The organism is Actinoplanes sp. NPDC049118 (genome assembly GCF_040648555.1).
Taxonomy (GTDB): domain Bacteria; phylum Actinomycetota; class Actinomycetes; order Mycobacteriales; family Micromonosporaceae; genus Actinoplanes.
In genome coordinates this window covers 1-14,622 of sequence record NZ_JBEZDY010000002.1, presented here as the reverse complement: position 1 = coordinate 14,622, position 14,622 = coordinate 1, and the positions used below count along the sequence as shown (strand labels likewise).

The window sequence follows — 14,622 nt, the reverse complement described above, 5'->3', positions numbered from 1 at the left end:
GCTACATCCTCTCGGGCGCGGAGACGCCCAGCAGCGCCAAACCGTTCGCGATCACCGTTCGGGTGGCGTCATTCAGCCACAGGCGGGCCCGCATCAGGTCGGTGATCTCTTCGTCGCCCATCGGCGTGACCCGGCACTTGTCGTAGAACCGGTGGTAGTCGCCGGCCACGTCCTCGAGGTAGCGGGCCACCCGGTGCGGCTCGCGCAGCTCGGCGGCGCTGGCGACGACCGCCGGGTACTCCCCCAGCGCCTTGAGGAGGTCGTTCTCCTTCTCGTGCACGAGCAGCTCGGGCCGGAAGTCGGCCGGCTCACCGCGGGTCAGCCCGACCGCGGCGGCCTGCACGGCCACGTTGGCGGTCCGGGCGGCGACATACTGGACGTAATACACCGGGTTGTCGCTTTTCGCCCGGGTCCACAGGTCGATGTCGATGTCGATCGGCGAGTCCGACGAGTAGCGCGCGAGGGCGTACCGGGTGGCGTCCACGCCCAGCGCATCGACGAAGTCCTCGAGGGTGATGACCGTGCCTGCCCGCTTGCTCATCCGCAGCGGCTCACCGTCGCGGACCAGGTTGACCAGCTGGCCGATCAGGATCTCGAGGTTGGCCTCCGGGTCGTCGCCGAAACACGCGGCCATGGCCTTCATCCGGCCGATGTAGCCGTGGTGGTCGGCGCCCAGCATGATCACGACCCGGTCGAAGCCGCGCTTGCGCTTGTCCAGGTAGTAGGCGCAGTCCGCGGCGAAGTAGGTCCAGTCGCCGTCCGACTTGCGCAGCACGCGGTCCTTGTCGTCGCCGAAGTCGGTGGTCCGCAGCCAGGTCGCGCCGTCGGCCTCGACGACGTGCCCCTGCTCACGCAGCCGGTCCAGCGCCTCCTGGAGCTCGCCGCGATCGTGCAGGTCCTTCTCGTTGAAGTACGTGTCGAAGTGCACGCCGAACTCGTCCAGCGACGCCCGGATCTCGGCGAACATCAACTTCACGCCCTCGACCCGGAACACCTCGAGCGCCTCGGCCTCGCCGAGCTTCAACACGTCGGGCGCCTCGGCCACCACCGCCGTCGCGATCTCCGCGATGTAGGCGCCGCCGTAACCGTCCTCGGGGGCCGGCTCACCCGCCGCCGCCGCGTAGAGCGAACGGGCGAAGCGGTCGATCTGCGACCCGGCGTCGTTGAAGTAGTACTCGGTGCCGACGTCGGCGCCGGCCACCCGCAGGAGCCGGGAGAGCGCGTCGCCGACGGCCGCCCACCGGACACCACCGATGTGCACGGGGCCGGTGGGGTTGGCGGAGACGAACTCGAGGTTGATCCGTTGCCCGGCGAGGCGGTCGCTGCGGCCGTACTCCTGCCCCGCCAGCACCACGTCGCGCGCCAGCACGCCGGCGGCGGCCGCGTCCAGGCGGATGTTGAGGAAGCCCGGGCCCGCGATCTCCACCGACTTGATGCCGGGCCGGCTGCTGAGCTCGGCGGCGAGGGCCGCGGCGAGCTCGCGCGGCGGAACACCGGTCTTCTTGGTGAGCTGCATCGCCATCGTCGAGGCGTAGTCGCCGTGCTCGGGGTTTCGGGGCCGCTCCACCGTCGTCGTCGCCGGCAGCAGCGACACGTCGAGGCCGCGGGCCACGAATACGGCACGCGCAGCTGTGAGAACGGTGGAAGCGAGGTCTGCGGGAGTCACCGAGCCATGCTATCCGGGTAGACTTTGGCGCCCGGCGGCGTACCGGGGCCTGCTCGCGGGCCCGGCCCGACCTTTCCATCGAATTGACGAGGCACGATGAGCATGAGTACCCCGGGTCCCGAGCGGGTCCCGTCCACCGTGAAGGTCGACAAGACGTCGGGCCAGGGTAAACCCCCCGCGCAGAAGTCCACCGGGTCCAAGCCCGGCAACCGCCCCCAGGGCAAGGGCGGCAAGGGCCGCAAGTCGGTCACGCCGGTCAAGGTCAGCGGCAGCCGCAACTGGGGCCCGATCGCGCTCGCCGGCGTCGTGGTCCTGGTCGCGGTCGGCATCATCGGGTATGGCGTGTACGCGTCCGTCAAGGGCTCCGAGCCGTGGCAGGACAAGGCCGCCGCGATCAAGGACATCGTCAACTACCGCGCGCAGAAGAACCCCGCGATCGACTCGCAGGAGCACAAGGACGGCCCGCAGACGTACGTGACGAACCCGCCGGTCGGCGGCGCACACAACGCCCAGTGGCAGAACTGCATGGGCGACGTCTACGCCGAGCCGATCGCCAACGAGCACGCCGTACACAGCCTCGAGCACGGTTCCGTCTGGGTGACCTACAAGCAGGGCCTGGCCGCCGACCAGGTCGAAAAGCTGAAGGAGAAGGTCGAGGGCCGCGACTTCATGCTGATGAGCCCGGTGGCGAACCTCGACAAGAACATCTCCCTGCAGGCGTGGGGCTACCAGCTCAAGCTCGACAACGCGAACGACGAGCGCATCGACGAGTTCATCAAGGCCCTGCGCCTGAACGCCTCGCTGGAGCCCGGCGCGCCCTGCTCGAGCGGCAACACGACGACCGGCCCGCTGCAGGCCGCACCCGCGGGTAACTGATGACGGTTTCGGCCGAATCAAGCGCGTCGGACGCGGCCGACTCCCCGGACCACGGCAACGCCCCGACCGGCCGCGGCCGGCTCGGGGCGGTGTGGCTCGCCGTGGTGCTGGTCCTGGGCTTGGCGGCCGGTCTGGCGATCGGCTTCCTCGTCCCCCGCCTGAGCACACCCGGCGACGACTCGCCCGAGGCGGGCTTCCTGCGCGACATGAGCACCCACCACGCCCAGGCCGTGGAGATGTCGATGATCGCCCACGCCGACTCGACCAACGCCTCGGTCGTCACCCTCGCCAGCGACATCGCGCTGACCCAGCACGGCCAGATCGGCTACATGCAGGCCTGGCTCCGCGACTGGAACCTGAGCCCCAGCAGCAGCCAGCCGCCGATGGCCTGGATGAAGGGCACCGAGGGCTCGGTGCAGAACGGCCTGATGCCGGGCATGGCGACCCCGGAACAGCTGGCCACCCTGCGCGCGGCGACCGGCAAGGACCTGGACGTCCAGTACCTGACCCTGATGCGACAGCACCACCTGGGTGGCATACACATGGCCCAGGAGATCCTGGAAGTGTCGGACGACGAGGACGTGACCTGGCTGGCCGAAACAATGGTCCGCAGCCAGCAGAACGAGATCAACCTGATCGACTCGATGCTGAAGCAACTCCAGTAGGCGGCGCGCCGCGGAACCGATTGGCGAGGGCTCCGCGGCGCCTGCTAGGCTCATCGTCGCTGAGCCCCCGTAGCTCAGGGGATAGAGCGTCGCCCTCCGGAGGCGAAAGCGCAGGTTCGAATCCTGCCGGGGGCACAAGTTTTCACCAGGACTTTCGGGCCGCTGAACAGCACAAACGCTGTCAGCGGCCTTCCTCATCTGTCCGGCTGTGTCCGGCCGTCACCGGCCCTCTACGGCCGTCCGCGGCAAATACGCGGCCAAGTTCACGGCCGTGGCCCGGCCGAGGGTTCCGGTTCCGTCTGAGGTGCCGGCGGCCATCCCGAGCGCGTCTTCGACCCTCTGCATGGTGGCCTTCTCGCCGTCGAGGCACTTTGCGTAGATCCGCAACAGGATCTCGGGCGACTGGCCGGCCCACTCGTCGACCTGAGTCGACGGCACTCCCCCGTTGAGCTAGGTCGAGACCGCGGCGTGGCATAGGTCGCAGGGTGTGCCGGCCAGCGAAGAGCCGACTTGGACGCGGCCGACGCCACGTCAGTGGGGAGCTTCAGGCCAGGCGGCATGAGTACGACCGCAAGAGCGTGCCTACGGTGGCCGCCTAGTGGGGGCTACCGTCGCCAGCTTCCATCCGGATTTCGCTCAGGCAATTGGGACGGATGGGATAGCACCCCTTGTGACCCAGCCGCGAACCACCCGGCCCATCGGCCGATGTAGTCATCAAGATCATCTGCCACGAGGGCCGTGAAGGGCCATGCGACCTGATATTCGGCGATGCCGGTCCACAGCGCTCAGGCCGCGCTGTCGTCGTCACGAACTCATTCTCTCCGATCGAGCGGAGCACGCACCTACGCCGCAAGCGAGGCTGGGCTCACCGGCTTGCCGGATCCGGACTTGAAACTGGCGACCACCTTCTGTACGGGTTCAAGGCGCGGCTTCGGGGCACGGCGCTGCCGCCTTCGGCTCCGCGCCGGGACCCGGCCGCGCAGACCGAAGCTCAGCCAGGCACGACGAAGCCCCAGCCCCATGAACGGGCGGCCGGGGGTCTGGGGGAAGCGTGCGTAGATGCGCGGATCAGTGCCCAGTGTGCCGCTGCGGATCGAGCTGCCAGTCGAGGTGGCCATCCTCGACTACAGCGTGCCGACCACCAATATCCGTGCCGCTGACCAACGCGGCGGCAACCTTGGCGAGCATTTCGGTGACGCTTGACCAGACAGGTTCGCCAGCAAATGAGATGTCTTCCCGGTCCATCCTGCCCACGCAGCCGTGTTGCGGTCCCTCTCGGAGGTCAAGGAACAGGTGGCTGCCGCCTAAGTTGTGGGCGATGGGAAGCCAGCTCGGCAGCCATGGAAGGTCCGCGGCAGTCCCGGCCAGCTCATTGTCCAGCTCACCCAGGTTGGGATAATGGCGATCGAGGTCTTTGATCAGCATCCGATGACGGCTCAAGGCGTAGCTGACTGAGGCCGGCGCCCAGACCACCGGGATCAGCGACGGGACCGGGCAGTCCTCCTCGGTGCCGTCACTGAGCCGCCACCAGGCCAGCTGATCGGCCGGCAGAGATCTGCCCGTTGCCTGTTCCACGGCGCGGAGGCCTTCCTCGGCTGCCGGACCTCGAAAACTCGAGCGATCGGCCGGGCAGTACGCCTCGAACCAGCCGAGGATTGTCTCCCACGAGAGTTCAACGGTGTGTTCCACGTATTCAGGATCGCCGAGCAGCCGCCTACCGAGCCGAAATCTGCCCGCTTCAAGCCTTCTCACGTTGCCGACCGGACCGTCGGAGAGCGCTGGCTCCCTCGCCGCTTGCCTGGATCATGACAGCCGGAGGCCGCAGATTGATCAACTGTTGTAGATTTCCTGGCCGGAGGGCAGGGGCCTCCACAACGACTTGAGGAGCCGACATCAGTTTGCGACACACCAAGAAGTTCATCGCCGGTACGGCCATCCTGGCGATCTGGGCAATGCCGACGGTAGCCTCAGCGGCACCCCCCGGGCCGAGCTTCGCCCCGGTCGTTTGTGAGCGGGGTACGAAGAACGTCCGGTTCTCATCCCACACGAAGTCGAACGTGATTACTCACAAGAAGAAGGTCAGCATCCCGGACGGTGCGACTGGGCAGAAGAGCATCACCACCACTGTCGAAACGACGGTGACCGCGGGCGTCACCTACAACACCGGCGCCACGCTGTCCGCCGACGTCGTCATCGCGTCCCTGGAGGGCACGACGGGCCTGGAGCTGGCGGCGAACCTCTCCAAGACGTCTACCTCGTCGCAGACCTTCACCATGAACTTCAACAAAGTGGGAACCTATGTGGTCTTCGACGGCGTCGAGATGGCATCGGGCAACTGGGTCGGTACGAAGTGCAACAGCAACGGCACGGCGGTCGTGAGTGCCGGCAGCGGCAAGGCAAAATCCTGGGCAATCGGCCACGAAGGCGCGATCAACTGTGCCTCTAGTTACAGGGCGGGTTCCATGCAGGCGAAGGCGAAGACATTTTGCTGACCGCCCGGCAGAGCGTTCGGCGGGCGGCAGCCGGGCTGCTCTGCGCGGCCAGCGTACTGGCGGCGGCAGCCTGCACCGCGGGTGACGTGCGTCGAGATCCGGCCCCGTCGTCGACCCCAGCGTCCCAGGCGGGTCCGAACGGCGCCGGCGGGACCTCCTCGGGCCCGGCCCCGTCCGGCGTTGCCGCCGCAGGTTGCACTGTGCCGGTTCCCGAAGCAGAGGCCGGAAAGCGTGTGCTGCGCAGGCTGGGCAAGGACACTACGTCGTTCGGTGTGGAAGCGTTCGGGCTGGATCGGCAGGCCTGCCAGGCCGCAACACGGTTGACGTCCCTGCCGGCATCCACGACGTGTACTGGCGTCTTTCCCTGGATCGACGGGGATGTCGAGCATCGCAGGCAGGTTCTCGGCGCCGCCGGTGCACGTCTCGTGGCAAACGCCAACATTGATGGACGCCTGCACCAGAACCTGGTCGTCTTCGACAAAACCTCGCCTGCACTGACTCAACTCGCCCGCTCCGCGTCGACCTGCGGCAGAGAGCAACCCAAGGGGAAGGACGGGATGCGCCGCTGGCAGATCGCGGCAGACGATCAGCGCGAGAACTGGTTACTCATGTCAGGCGGCACGGTGTTGCACCTTCGATTCGACATGGCGATCGGCGACGGTTTCACCCCCGCTGAGACCCAACGGATCGCCGACGACGCCATACGGTTCGCCGTCAACGCCAACACCTGACCATCGCACCACTTCCCAGCGGTACCGGTACCCGACGGGTAGTGGCCATGGCCTGGTACTGGGCAGGTGATTGTCGAAGTGGCCGGGGTGGTAGTCCCGACGACTAGGAACACAGACAGGGTCGGGCCTTCGGTCGCGCTGGTCTAATCGGCTTGCTCGCACCGAAAGCCCATCCCATGTCACCCTCCAAGCCGGTACGGGCATGTTGCCTCCCCGTTAGGTTCGGCGACGGCTCGGAACTACCCAGGTCAGCGCTTTGGGCAAGCCCGCGTCGCGGCGCCAACCGCTAACGTCACCCGCGGGCAGCGAGCATACGGCAGGAGATCGTCGACGAAGCGAAGTCCCGCGCGATCCAAGCCGACGACCGGTAGGAATCGACTTACGACGGTCCGCTGTTGTCCCTTGCTTACCGGCGCGCACGGAGCTGCCGGTATGAATCCTAAGTCGCCACTTCAGATCGATGCACGACTGGGCCGTAGCTTTGGTGCCTGCGTTCGGATGGCTGAGACAAGCCTCATCCGTGCGTATTTGCCACCATTTGGTCGTATTCCATGGTCAACTCGGCGCGCGCGGCGTCGGTGCTTTCGATAGCCGCCTGAAGGTGATCTATTCCAGTAACGATCGCGTCAAGCTTGTTCTTAGCCGTATTGGAAATAGACGTTGATCGAGATGGTTCAACCTCTGCTCGACAACTCGTCGCCTTGTCGGCCTTCGCTCGCGCCTCGGCGCCATGATGGGTGGCGGCGCAATCTGCGTATGCCAGCTTTCGTCGACGCTCCGCAATTGCGTATTCCTCTTGTGCGGCGGCCTTGGCATCAAGTAGTTCTGTGAGCCTGCCGGTTTGTTCCTGATGAAGTCGAGTAATGGAAAGCAAGCCTTCCTGCAGGGGCACAAGCCGATTTCTGTCGTCGGCTATTTGGGCTTGCTCAGCCTGCCTGATGGTCTCGTCGCTAACGTCGGCTTCGAGGAAATTCTTGGTGTGAGATAGAAAGTTGCGGATAGAAAGGAGAACGAGCTTGGCGCGAGTTTTCTCCTTGCATTCGAGAACTAGCTCGGGTCGCGCCATTATCGTTTGGCCTTTTAGGCGCAAGTACCAATCATCCTTTGTGTCACTGGTCACGAACACCAGTACGTGCGGACTCCTTTGCTGCGCTTCCCGGAGAGTCTGGCACCAGACAAAATAGTCGCCATGCGGCTCGTCCTTCTTGCTGTCCCGGTACCCCGGCGGCAGCTTCCTCTCGATTCGTCTAGCGCTCTCCATTTTCTCGGTCTCGGAGTCCTCCTCGCTCAGTGCGTCGCCTGCCCGACCGTCGAGAATTCTGGCAATCCGTGCCAAGATTTCGTCTGGAGCAGTCGGTGTGTCCCGACGCCATGACTATCGCGTAGGCCAACGACGGAGGTGTTGAGGCGTGTAAAGGTGACGGTAAGGCTATTGAGCAGGCCGTCGCGCTCGTCATCGGCGAGCTCAATCCGATTGCTTAGTTCTCGAATCTTCTGTCGGAGTTCTGGCACAATCTCGGACTCGTGGCGACCCAATGTATCTAGGACATCCTTGTAGGCGGCATCGTAATCAGCGATTACGTTAAGCCGATTACGATAAAATTCGAGCCCTACCTGGTGAGGAACCCAAAGTCGATCGCCAAGAAGTTCGAGTACCGCGAGCAGTTCTTCGCGCGCTTTCGGGGCGAATCGGTATGCGCTTAGTAGGACGTTCGAGTCAAGAACGACGAGTCCGTCCACGATGCCCCGGCGGATCGTTTCGCCATCAGGCGGAACAAAGTGCTCGAATGGCTCGCTGAATCTCGACACAATAACCTTCCTCGTTGCGAGATCGTTAACGCTGATCATGTTGCTTCCGGACATGGGTGTATCGATCAGCACAATCTCGCGGAGTTCGTCCATCTTGGGGAAGCCGTTTCCCTCGCGATCCATATTGCTGTCCGACCCCGCTGGGTCGGATGGGGCGCGGACCGGCGAACTTGCTGAGGCCGCCACAGCGGCCGGAGACGGTCCTGGTGTCAGGCGCTCTGCCAGCACTACTAGTGCGTTCGTTTGCCGCGTTTGCCGCCTTGCTGGCAGGGCTCCCGAGACCACCGGCCGAGTTACCTGGAAGAAGATCAAGGTGCGGCCCAGCGGCCGGCTGGTGGGAGCGGAGTGGGAGCGGGTCGGGAGCGGAAGGTCTCCGTAAGGCGCGGTCGAACACGCCGGCAGGCCGGTCGTGAAGCCGGGTTTGAGCTGCGGATACTTGACCAGACCACGGTGCGTGGGCAACGGTGACCTTGGTTGTGGTCTCGGTGCTCACAGGCTCAGCGCCATCGGGCGCCTAGCGGTGCGATTCTCTGCCCACGGAGCGGCCTGTCGGCCAGCAGTAAGGAGCATGCACGGAGGCGAACGTCTCTCCGAGGTGTTCCGCCGCAGGTGAGCGGCAGTTGCAGGCTTCCGTCGCGAAGAACGCCTCTCACCTGCCGCTAAGGCCGGCGCTCCTTGTGGCCACCGCCGCAGGCGCCTTCTTCGATCGTTGGCGGGTACCTCAGTTGTTGGCGGGGTCCTCGCCCTGTACGGGCTGGTAGCAGGGGCTGCCGACGGTCACGGCGATCTGAATCGGTGGTTTGCTGCTGGAGAGGGTGATACTGAGTCCGGTTTTCGGGTCGCGGCCGCTGAGTACGCCGCCGTCGTCCTGGACCTGGAAGGCGTTGATCTGCCAGCCCTGGGTTTGCCATTTGTCGTGGATGGTGTGCAGAGCGGCGGCGTGTTTGTCGGCGGGGAGTTTGACATGGGCGAAGCCCGCGAGGTCCCAGCGGCCGTCGTCGGCGGTTTCGCCGTTGCGGCCTTGGCAGGCGGTGGTGTTGGTGTGCCAGTCTTCGAGCGGGCCGCCGGCCAGGGCAGCGATGCTGTCGGCCTGGCTACGGGCGACGGCTTCGACCTCGGCCTCGCTCTTGGTTTCCAACGGTGCGTCCTTTCCCCCGGGCTGGTCGTTGCTGCAGGCGCTGCCGAGCAGCAGAGTCGTGGCGGCGAGCAGGATGCCGTAGCGGTGGCTTCGGCGGGTCATGACGGTGGGACCTTCCCGGAGGTGATGATGACGCGGTTGTAGGCACCCGTGACGACCGCCGCTTGATTGTGCAGGCTCAACGAGTCGTTGTCCCAGTATCCCGAGTGACCCTGGGTGTCGATGCTCAGCACGTTGCCGCCGAACTGTGGGTAGTGCGGTCCGGGGCCGTGGACGTGCTCGTTGGCGGTCTCGCCGATCCAGTCGCCGATGAGCGGGATCTTCCTCGCGGTGTTCTCGGGGCGGGCGACGAAGTTGTCGTCGGCCGCGGCGCCGGCCCAGACGTGGTCCGTGGGCACGTTGAAGTATTCGGCGCCGGCGACCCGCATACCCGGGCTGCCGACCGCGACCATGTCGGTGACCGCCAGGCCGTCGCCGTGGCTGGCGGCCTCGCCGAGCACGGTGCTGCCGTAGCTGTGCCCGATCGCGGTGATGTGATCGGACACGCCCGCTTGGTGGGTGGCGTGCAGGCCGTTGACGAACCCGTCCAGGGCGGCGGCTCCGGCGCGGGACTTGCCTCCGGCGGTGGCGGTGACGATGTCCTCGTCGAGTGACGGGGTGTCGTAGCCGAGCCACCCGACGACCGACACCGTGCTGCCCGGCGCCATCTGCAGGGCGTCGCTCTGGATGCGGCCGGACCGGTCGATGAGCAGGCCGATGTCGTCGAGCTTGTTCCCGACGCCGGGCACGAGCACGGCGGTGTGGTCGGCGGTGTCCGGGTTACCGATCGCGACGGCCGCTTTGCCGTCACCGACCGGGTCGATGGTGAGCAGGTACAGCCGCGTGGTGTCGGGGCCTTGCTCGGAGCGTTCGAGTTTGTCGAGCAGCATCAGTGCCCGGTCGTGCTGGTCGTTGCGGTGGTCGCGGTAGTTGTTGACGTTGTCGCCGATGTAGTCGCGCAGGGCGAGCCGGTTGGCGTAGTCGCGGTCGCCGGAGGGCATGCCGTCCAGGGCGCCGAACCGGGCCGGGTAGGCGGTCAGGTAGAGCTGCTGCTGTTCGGGGGTGAGAGTTTTCCACCAGGCGTTGACCTGCCGGGGGTCGGTACCGGCGGCGGGGATGGTTGCCTCGGTCAGGCCGAGGGCGTCGGCGGCGGCGCGGGCGTCGTCGCTGGCGTCGCCATACTCGTACGGTTCCTGACCGAACACCTCGGTGATCAGCTCGTCGAGGGCCCGCGAGCAACGCCTGTCCGCGTCGGTGGCTCGGGTGAGGATGTCCGCGACCCGGTGGGCGAGGTCGCGGGCGACGTTCATGCGCTGCTGCATGACCAGGGCCGAGTCCGGGTCGTGGATCTCAGCGTACGTCTGTTGCGGTGGGGTGACGCGGCCGTCGTCGCCTACGGTGAAGCCCTGCCCGGCGGCCTCTCCGATCAGCGCCTGTAGTTGGCGTTGCAGGCCGCGGAGTTCGTCGGCGGCGCCGCTGAGCAGCGCGCCGATGGTGCGGACCTGCATGGCCGCGACCTCGAACTCGTCATCGACCTTGTCCAGCAGGTGAAACGCGGCGTCCGCGGCGGGGCCGGCCCACGGCGAGGCCCGTAGCGGGCCGATCAGCTCCGCGGAGGTGTCGCCGGACAGGTCCTCGGCCCGCTTACCGAACGTGATCCAGGCGTCCGCGGCGGTGTCGAGGCTGCCGAGCTGGGCATCGCGGAGTTCTCCAACTGTCACCATGACGGTCAGCCCTCGCGCAGGTACGCGAACCGGTACGAGCTGGCCGTGTCGCTGTGCCGGTAGTCGGCCGCGGTGGCGGTCAGCGCCTCGCCGATCCCACCGAGGTAGCGCTCGAACTTGCCGAACTCGTCGACCCGTGACGCCAGCACCCGCTCCAACGACGAGCGCAGCGCAAAACCGGCGCCCAGGCCGGCGACCGCGGCGCGGCTGTCCGGCTGCACGGCGGCCACCGCCTGATGCAGCCGCTGCGCCAGATCACGGCACCGGCCGGCGGCCTTGTCCAGTACCTGCGGATCGACCTGTGTCTCCATACCGCCCCCATGCCTCGGTTGGGAACCTACAACCTAGGTGATAGAGGCACGTGAGTACGCACACCTAGATCATCCGGCCCGGGACGGTAGTGGGCATGCGCACAACCTTGTGGGCGCTACGTTGGCGTCAGCTTTGCTCGCCCAGGCTTGTCTTACCGGATGGGTACCGAAGCGGCGTTGTAGTGATCGCCGCGCGGACCTTCCGCCACTGCTCAGGGCCGATGCAAGGCGGTGACGCCGCGTCGCCCTCCGGAGGCGAAAGCGCAGGCTCGAATCCTGCCGGGGGCACTTTTTACACCGCTTTCGGATCTATGTCCGAATCGGAACTTTGCCGAGCGAACCTTTGAGCTGCGACAATGCGGCTTCACAGTTGGGGTTGTTCTCGCGGTCAAGGGCGCAGGTCGGCGCTGCCAGCCGCAGCAAACTTGATCCTGTCCCCCACTGGGATTACCGCGATTTCGCATCGGCGCTGTCCGTGCTCAGGTGAAGTATGGGTAAGTCACGCGACCTGGAGTTCGACTACGAGATCACCGTCGTGGACGGCGAACGCGGGCGACGGCTCGCAGCAGTCCAGACAGCGGCGATTCAAGAAGTTCTTGAATCGCTCCACTGCCCCGTGAAAGCGTCAGCGGCGGGACACCCGCCTCGTGGCGACACCTCCGCCGACAACACCGACACCGAGCCGGACCGGCAATGAAGACTCGACCTGTCCCGCGCGGTCATACCGAGCACCCGCCGAAGCGGGATCGGTTGTCTCAACCTTGCTGGTCCACCAGCATCGCCTGTAGTCGTTGGGCGAATGCCGGCACGCCAGCTTTGGACAACGAGTCAGCCAGGTCGGCCGGAGTCATCGGCGGGCGACTCTTCTCGCCTGCCATCCGGACAACGGTATCGAGAATCTCGCCGGGCCAGGCGTCGAGCAGTCCGCACAGGTAGTCGTCCGGCGTGCAGGCGGCCTTTGCTAGATGCGTGCTAGAGGGCACCGGCGGCTTCGCCGATGTTGACTTTGCGGGATTCGGTGGCGTGTTTAAAACGATTAAGCTGATATTGCGCCATGGCGCGCCAACCGTTGTATAGGTCCCGCCGATCTACCCAACATCTTCAGCAACAGCACCGGCGCGGTCAGCGGCTTTATCCCGCTGGCGTTTCGTTCAAGCCCAAACCACGCAGGATGTTATCGCGGTTCGCGTTTCCGCGCAGCGCGGTCAAGGAATTCAAGCGGCCCAGCAAAGTCGTGGAAGATGCGGGGCATTTCAAGTCTTGAATCGCCGACAAGGTCTTTTCAAAACGTTGGATGCGGCTTTCAAGGTCCGTTCCACTCGGAAAGTTCGCATTCTTGAGCGCTACCTGCGCGTTCACTTGGGCCTGAGTGGGTGGGCAGCGACCGGGAACTTTTACCCCGGTAGGGCCCACGCGGTCGGCCGTCGCGTTCGGATTGCCCGGGCTGAAACCCAGCGCCGGCACCAAAGCGTTAATGTTACCGGAGCTGGCTCCGGCGTTCCCCGTCGCTCCACTCGCGGCCGCGTCACCGGATCCTGTGGCGGCGGCTTTATCCGCTGGCGTTTCGTTCAAACCCAAACCACGCAGGATGTTATCGCGGTTCGCGTTTCCGCGCAGCGCGGTCAAGGAATTCAAGCGGCCCAGCAAAGTCGTGGAAGATGCGGGGCATTTCAAGTCTTGAATCGCCGACAAGGTCTTTTCAAAACGTTGGATGCGGCTTTCAAGGTCCGTTCCACTCGGAAAGTTCGCATTCTTGAGCGCTACCTGCGCGTTCACTTGGGCCTGAGTGGGTGGGCAGCGACCGGGAACTTTTACCCCGGTAGGGCCCACGCGGTCGGCCGTCGCGTTCGGATTGCCCGGGCTGAAACCCAGCGCCGGCACCAAAGCGTTAATGTTACCGGAGCTGGCTCCGGACTCGGCGGCCTGGCTCATCCCCGTGCCGACCGCGAGCGCCGAGCCGAGCAGCGCTGCGGCGGCACCTGCAATCACCAGCTTGCGCGTCCGGCTGCTGACTCCGCGTCGATACATGCACGGCTCCTCTTCTTCGTCTCGGTACTGCTTGTGCCGAGATATACGAGCAATGATGTGGCAGCAGTTCATGACGCTGAGCAAGCGTTCCTTAAAGTTTCTTTAACGCCACTCCCGGGGCGTGCAGCCGCCAGCATCGTCGCGCCCACGTCCGCGGGCACCCGGCCGCGCCATTCTCACCGGTGCCGAACCCGTCGCGGTATCAAGACTCGTCTTCCTAACCCTGATCATCGCCGGCGTGATTGGGCTCAAGGTCAGTCACTGAGATCCACGCCGAGCGACTGTCAACACCAGCGCACAGCCGGACCGACGGATAGCCCACCCGGCGGCCGAGGCGTGCCACTGGCGCCCAGGCCCTTCGATGGTGCGCCCCATCCCTCCGCTGACCGGGGCACCAACCTGCGCACCAACGGAATAAGGAAGGCCAAGGTCAGTCGTAACAAATCGCAGCGCAGGCACACCGTGCAGCCGACCCGCGAGCGCAGGGCCGTCTCCAGCCGGGGGCACAAGTTTTCACCAGGACTTTCGGGCCGCTGAACAGCGCAAACGCTGTCAGCGGCCTTCTTAGTCTCTCCGGCCAACCTGCTGCTTTACAACTCATGATCGCCGGCCCGGCGATGGCGGCGACACCGAGCCAGGATGCGCCCGCCGGCGCGGCGGCCGCGGCAAGCCCGGTGCAGGCGGCGGCCGGCCGCTGGCACCACCTGTGGGGGCCGGCGATGATCACGCAGAAGTACCTGAACAAGCACAAGAAGTGGGTTTCCAGGACCTTCGTCCCGGACACGGCGCTGACCGGAAGCAACTTCCGCTGCTGGAACCGGGCGGCTACCACCGCGGCGAGGGCCTGCGCGTCGTCCTGGACACCAAGGGCAAGCGGCACAGCACCGAGATCAAGGCGTACGACTACCACCGCTGAGGTAGGCACCGCTCGCCGGTCGGAGGGTCCGGCCGGCGAGCGGTCGGCGCTGGATGTGGCCCGCCTTGTATTTCCGACTGCCACCGAGTCACAAGAACGCACCCCCTGCGGGGGTCGAAGGAGTTGTCACCACCCGCTAGTCTGCGACTCTGCGTGCTGCCCCGGCAGCATTCGGTGATCAACTTGGAGGGTCGGCGGCCGATGGTGGATCTGATCGTGGCGGCGTT

The 14,622-nt window shown here is 65.8% G+C and carries 15 protein-coding genes and 2 tRNA genes; 8 read left to right on the top strand and 9 right to left on the bottom strand.

Features of this window, described 5'->3' with window-relative positions; translation table 11 throughout:
* Position 1: 1 nt before the first annotated feature.
* Entirely contained in the window at positions 2–1,666 is a 1,665-nt protein-coding gene (gene argS, locus AB0B58_RS02600) for an arginine--tRNA ligase (protein WP_360216298.1), read from the bottom strand.
* A gap of 96 nt (positions 1,667–1,762) precedes the next feature.
* Here argS and AB0B58_RS02595 point away from each other — a divergent pair, with 96 nt between their 5' ends.
* From AB0B58_RS02595 to AB0B58_RS02585, 3 genes are all read left to right on the top strand, one after another.
* Complete coding sequence (locus tag AB0B58_RS02595) at positions 1,763–2,542, top strand: DUF3105 domain-containing protein (RefSeq protein WP_360216295.1); 780 nt, start codon at positions 1,763–1,765, stop codon at positions 2,540–2,542.
* Positions 2,542–3,207 (top strand): DUF305 domain-containing protein, encoded by a 666-nt coding sequence (locus tag AB0B58_RS02590; protein ID WP_360216292.1) that lies wholly within the window; start codon positions 2,542–2,544, stop codon positions 3,205–3,207. Before AB0B58_RS02595 ends, AB0B58_RS02590 begins: the two co-directional genes overlap by 1 nt.
* Positions 3,208–3,270: 63 nt before the next feature.
* Positions 3,271–3,342: transfer RNA gene (locus tag AB0B58_RS02585), tRNA-Arg, on the top strand.
* Between the two features lie 933 nt (positions 3,343–4,275).
* Here AB0B58_RS02585 and AB0B58_RS02580 read toward each other — a convergent pair.
* The gene (locus AB0B58_RS02580; RefSeq protein WP_360216289.1) at positions 4,276–4,896 is read right to left on the bottom strand and encodes an SMI1/KNR4 family protein; all 621 of its coding nucleotides are present in this window, start codon (positions 4,894–4,896) and stop codon (positions 4,276–4,278) included.
* Between the two features lie 209 nt (positions 4,897–5,105).
* On the opposite strand from AB0B58_RS02580, the gene AB0B58_RS02575 reads away from it, so the two are divergent.
* Positions 5,106–5,699 (top strand): hypothetical protein, encoded by a 594-nt coding sequence (locus tag AB0B58_RS02575; protein ID WP_360216286.1) that lies wholly within the window; start codon positions 5,106–5,108, stop codon positions 5,697–5,699.
* 200 nt (positions 5,700–5,899) lie between these two features.
* Entirely contained in the window at positions 5,900–6,430 is a 531-nt protein-coding gene (locus AB0B58_RS02570; RefSeq protein WP_360216283.1) for a hypothetical protein, read from the top strand.
* 514 nt (positions 6,431–6,944) lie between these two features.
* Here the strand turns inward: AB0B58_RS02570 and AB0B58_RS02565 are convergent.
* From AB0B58_RS02565 to AB0B58_RS02545, 5 genes are all read right to left on the bottom strand, one after another.
* The gene (locus AB0B58_RS02565; protein WP_360216280.1) at positions 6,945–7,766 is read right to left on the bottom strand and encodes a PIN-like domain-containing protein; all 822 of its coding nucleotides are present in this window, start codon (positions 7,764–7,766) and stop codon (positions 6,945–6,947) included.
* On the bottom strand, positions 7,718–8,362 hold the full coding sequence (locus AB0B58_RS02560) for a PIN-like domain-containing protein (RefSeq protein WP_360216277.1): 645 nt from the start codon (positions 8,360–8,362) through the stop codon (positions 7,718–7,720). Before AB0B58_RS02560 ends, AB0B58_RS02565 begins: the two co-directional genes overlap by 49 nt.
* A 598-nt stretch (positions 8,363–8,960) precedes the next feature.
* Positions 8,961–9,479: a hypothetical protein gene (locus AB0B58_RS02555; protein WP_360216274.1), complete on the bottom strand. Its 519-nt coding sequence runs from the start codon at positions 9,477–9,479 to the stop codon at positions 8,961–8,963.
* Complete coding sequence (locus AB0B58_RS02550) at positions 9,476–11,140, bottom strand: alpha/beta hydrolase (RefSeq protein WP_360216271.1); 1,665 nt, start codon at positions 11,138–11,140, stop codon at positions 9,476–9,478. The genes AB0B58_RS02555 and AB0B58_RS02550 overlap by 4 nt, the downstream gene beginning before the upstream one ends.
* A gap of 5 nt (positions 11,141–11,145) precedes the next feature.
* Positions 11,146–11,451: a type VII secretion target gene (locus tag AB0B58_RS02545; RefSeq protein WP_360216268.1), complete on the bottom strand. Its 306-nt coding sequence runs from the start codon at positions 11,449–11,451 to the stop codon at positions 11,146–11,148.
* A gap of 217 nt (positions 11,452–11,668) precedes the next feature.
* Here AB0B58_RS02545 and AB0B58_RS02540 point away from each other — a divergent pair.
* Together AB0B58_RS02540 and AB0B58_RS02535 are read left to right on the top strand one after the other, a co-directional pair.
* Positions 11,669–11,739: transfer RNA gene (locus AB0B58_RS02540), tRNA-Arg, on the top strand.
* Positions 11,740–11,941: 202 nt separating this feature from the next.
* Positions 11,942–12,148 carry a hypothetical protein gene (locus tag AB0B58_RS02535; RefSeq protein ID WP_360216265.1) on the top strand — a complete coding sequence of 69 codons (207 nt, stop codon included), beginning with the start codon at positions 11,942–11,944 and terminating at the stop codon, positions 12,146–12,148.
* Between the two features lie 58 nt (positions 12,149–12,206).
* On the opposite strand, the gene AB0B58_RS02530 is transcribed toward AB0B58_RS02535, so the two are convergent.
* Together AB0B58_RS02530 and AB0B58_RS02525 are read right to left on the bottom strand one after the other, a co-directional pair.
* Positions 12,207–12,434 carry a hypothetical protein gene (locus AB0B58_RS02530; protein WP_360216262.1) on the bottom strand — a complete coding sequence of 76 codons (228 nt, stop codon included), beginning with the start codon at positions 12,432–12,434 and terminating at the stop codon, positions 12,207–12,209.
* Between the two features lie 148 nt (positions 12,435–12,582).
* Positions 12,583–13,479 (bottom strand): hypothetical protein, encoded by an 897-nt coding sequence (locus tag AB0B58_RS02525; RefSeq protein WP_360216259.1) that lies wholly within the window; start codon positions 13,477–13,479, stop codon positions 12,583–12,585.
* A 754-nt stretch (positions 13,480–14,233) separates the two neighbouring features.
* Between AB0B58_RS02525 and AB0B58_RS02520 the strand changes: the two genes are divergently transcribed.
* A complete protein-coding gene (locus tag AB0B58_RS02520) occupies positions 14,234–14,395 on the top strand; it encodes a hypothetical protein (protein WP_360216256.1) in 162 nt (53 codons plus the stop codon).
* Positions 14,396–14,622 lie beyond the last annotated feature (227 nt).

Excerpts from the sequence above, each read along its gene's own strand:
- AB0B58_RS02595 (WP_360216295.1), top strand. The coding sequence starts at position 1,763 with ATGAGCATGAGTACCCCGGGTCCCGAGCGGGTCCCGTCCACCGTGAAG.
- AB0B58_RS02590 (WP_360216292.1), top strand. The coding sequence starts at position 2,542 with ATGACGGTTTCGGCCGAATCAAGCGCGTCGGACGCGGCCGACTCCCCG.
- AB0B58_RS02560 (WP_360216277.1), bottom strand. The coding sequence starts at position 8,362 with ATGGATCGCGAGGGAAACGGCTTCCCCAAGATGGACGAACTCCGCGAG.
- AB0B58_RS02555 (WP_360216274.1), bottom strand. The coding sequence starts at position 9,479 with ATGACCCGCCGAAGCCACCGCTACGGCATCCTGCTCGCCGCCACGACT.
- AB0B58_RS02550 (WP_360216271.1), bottom strand. The coding sequence starts at position 11,140 with ATGGTGACAGTTGGAGAACTCCGCGATGCCCAGCTCGGCAGCCTCGAC.
- AB0B58_RS02545 (WP_360216268.1), bottom strand. The coding sequence starts at position 11,451 with ATGGAGACACAGGTCGATCCGCAGGTACTGGACAAGGCCGCCGGCCGG.
- AB0B58_RS02535 (WP_360216265.1), top strand. The coding sequence starts at position 11,942 with ATGGGTAAGTCACGCGACCTGGAGTTCGACTACGAGATCACCGTCGTG.
- AB0B58_RS02525 (WP_360216259.1), bottom strand. The coding sequence starts at position 13,479 with ATGTATCGACGCGGAGTCAGCAGCCGGACGCGCAAGCTGGTGATTGCA.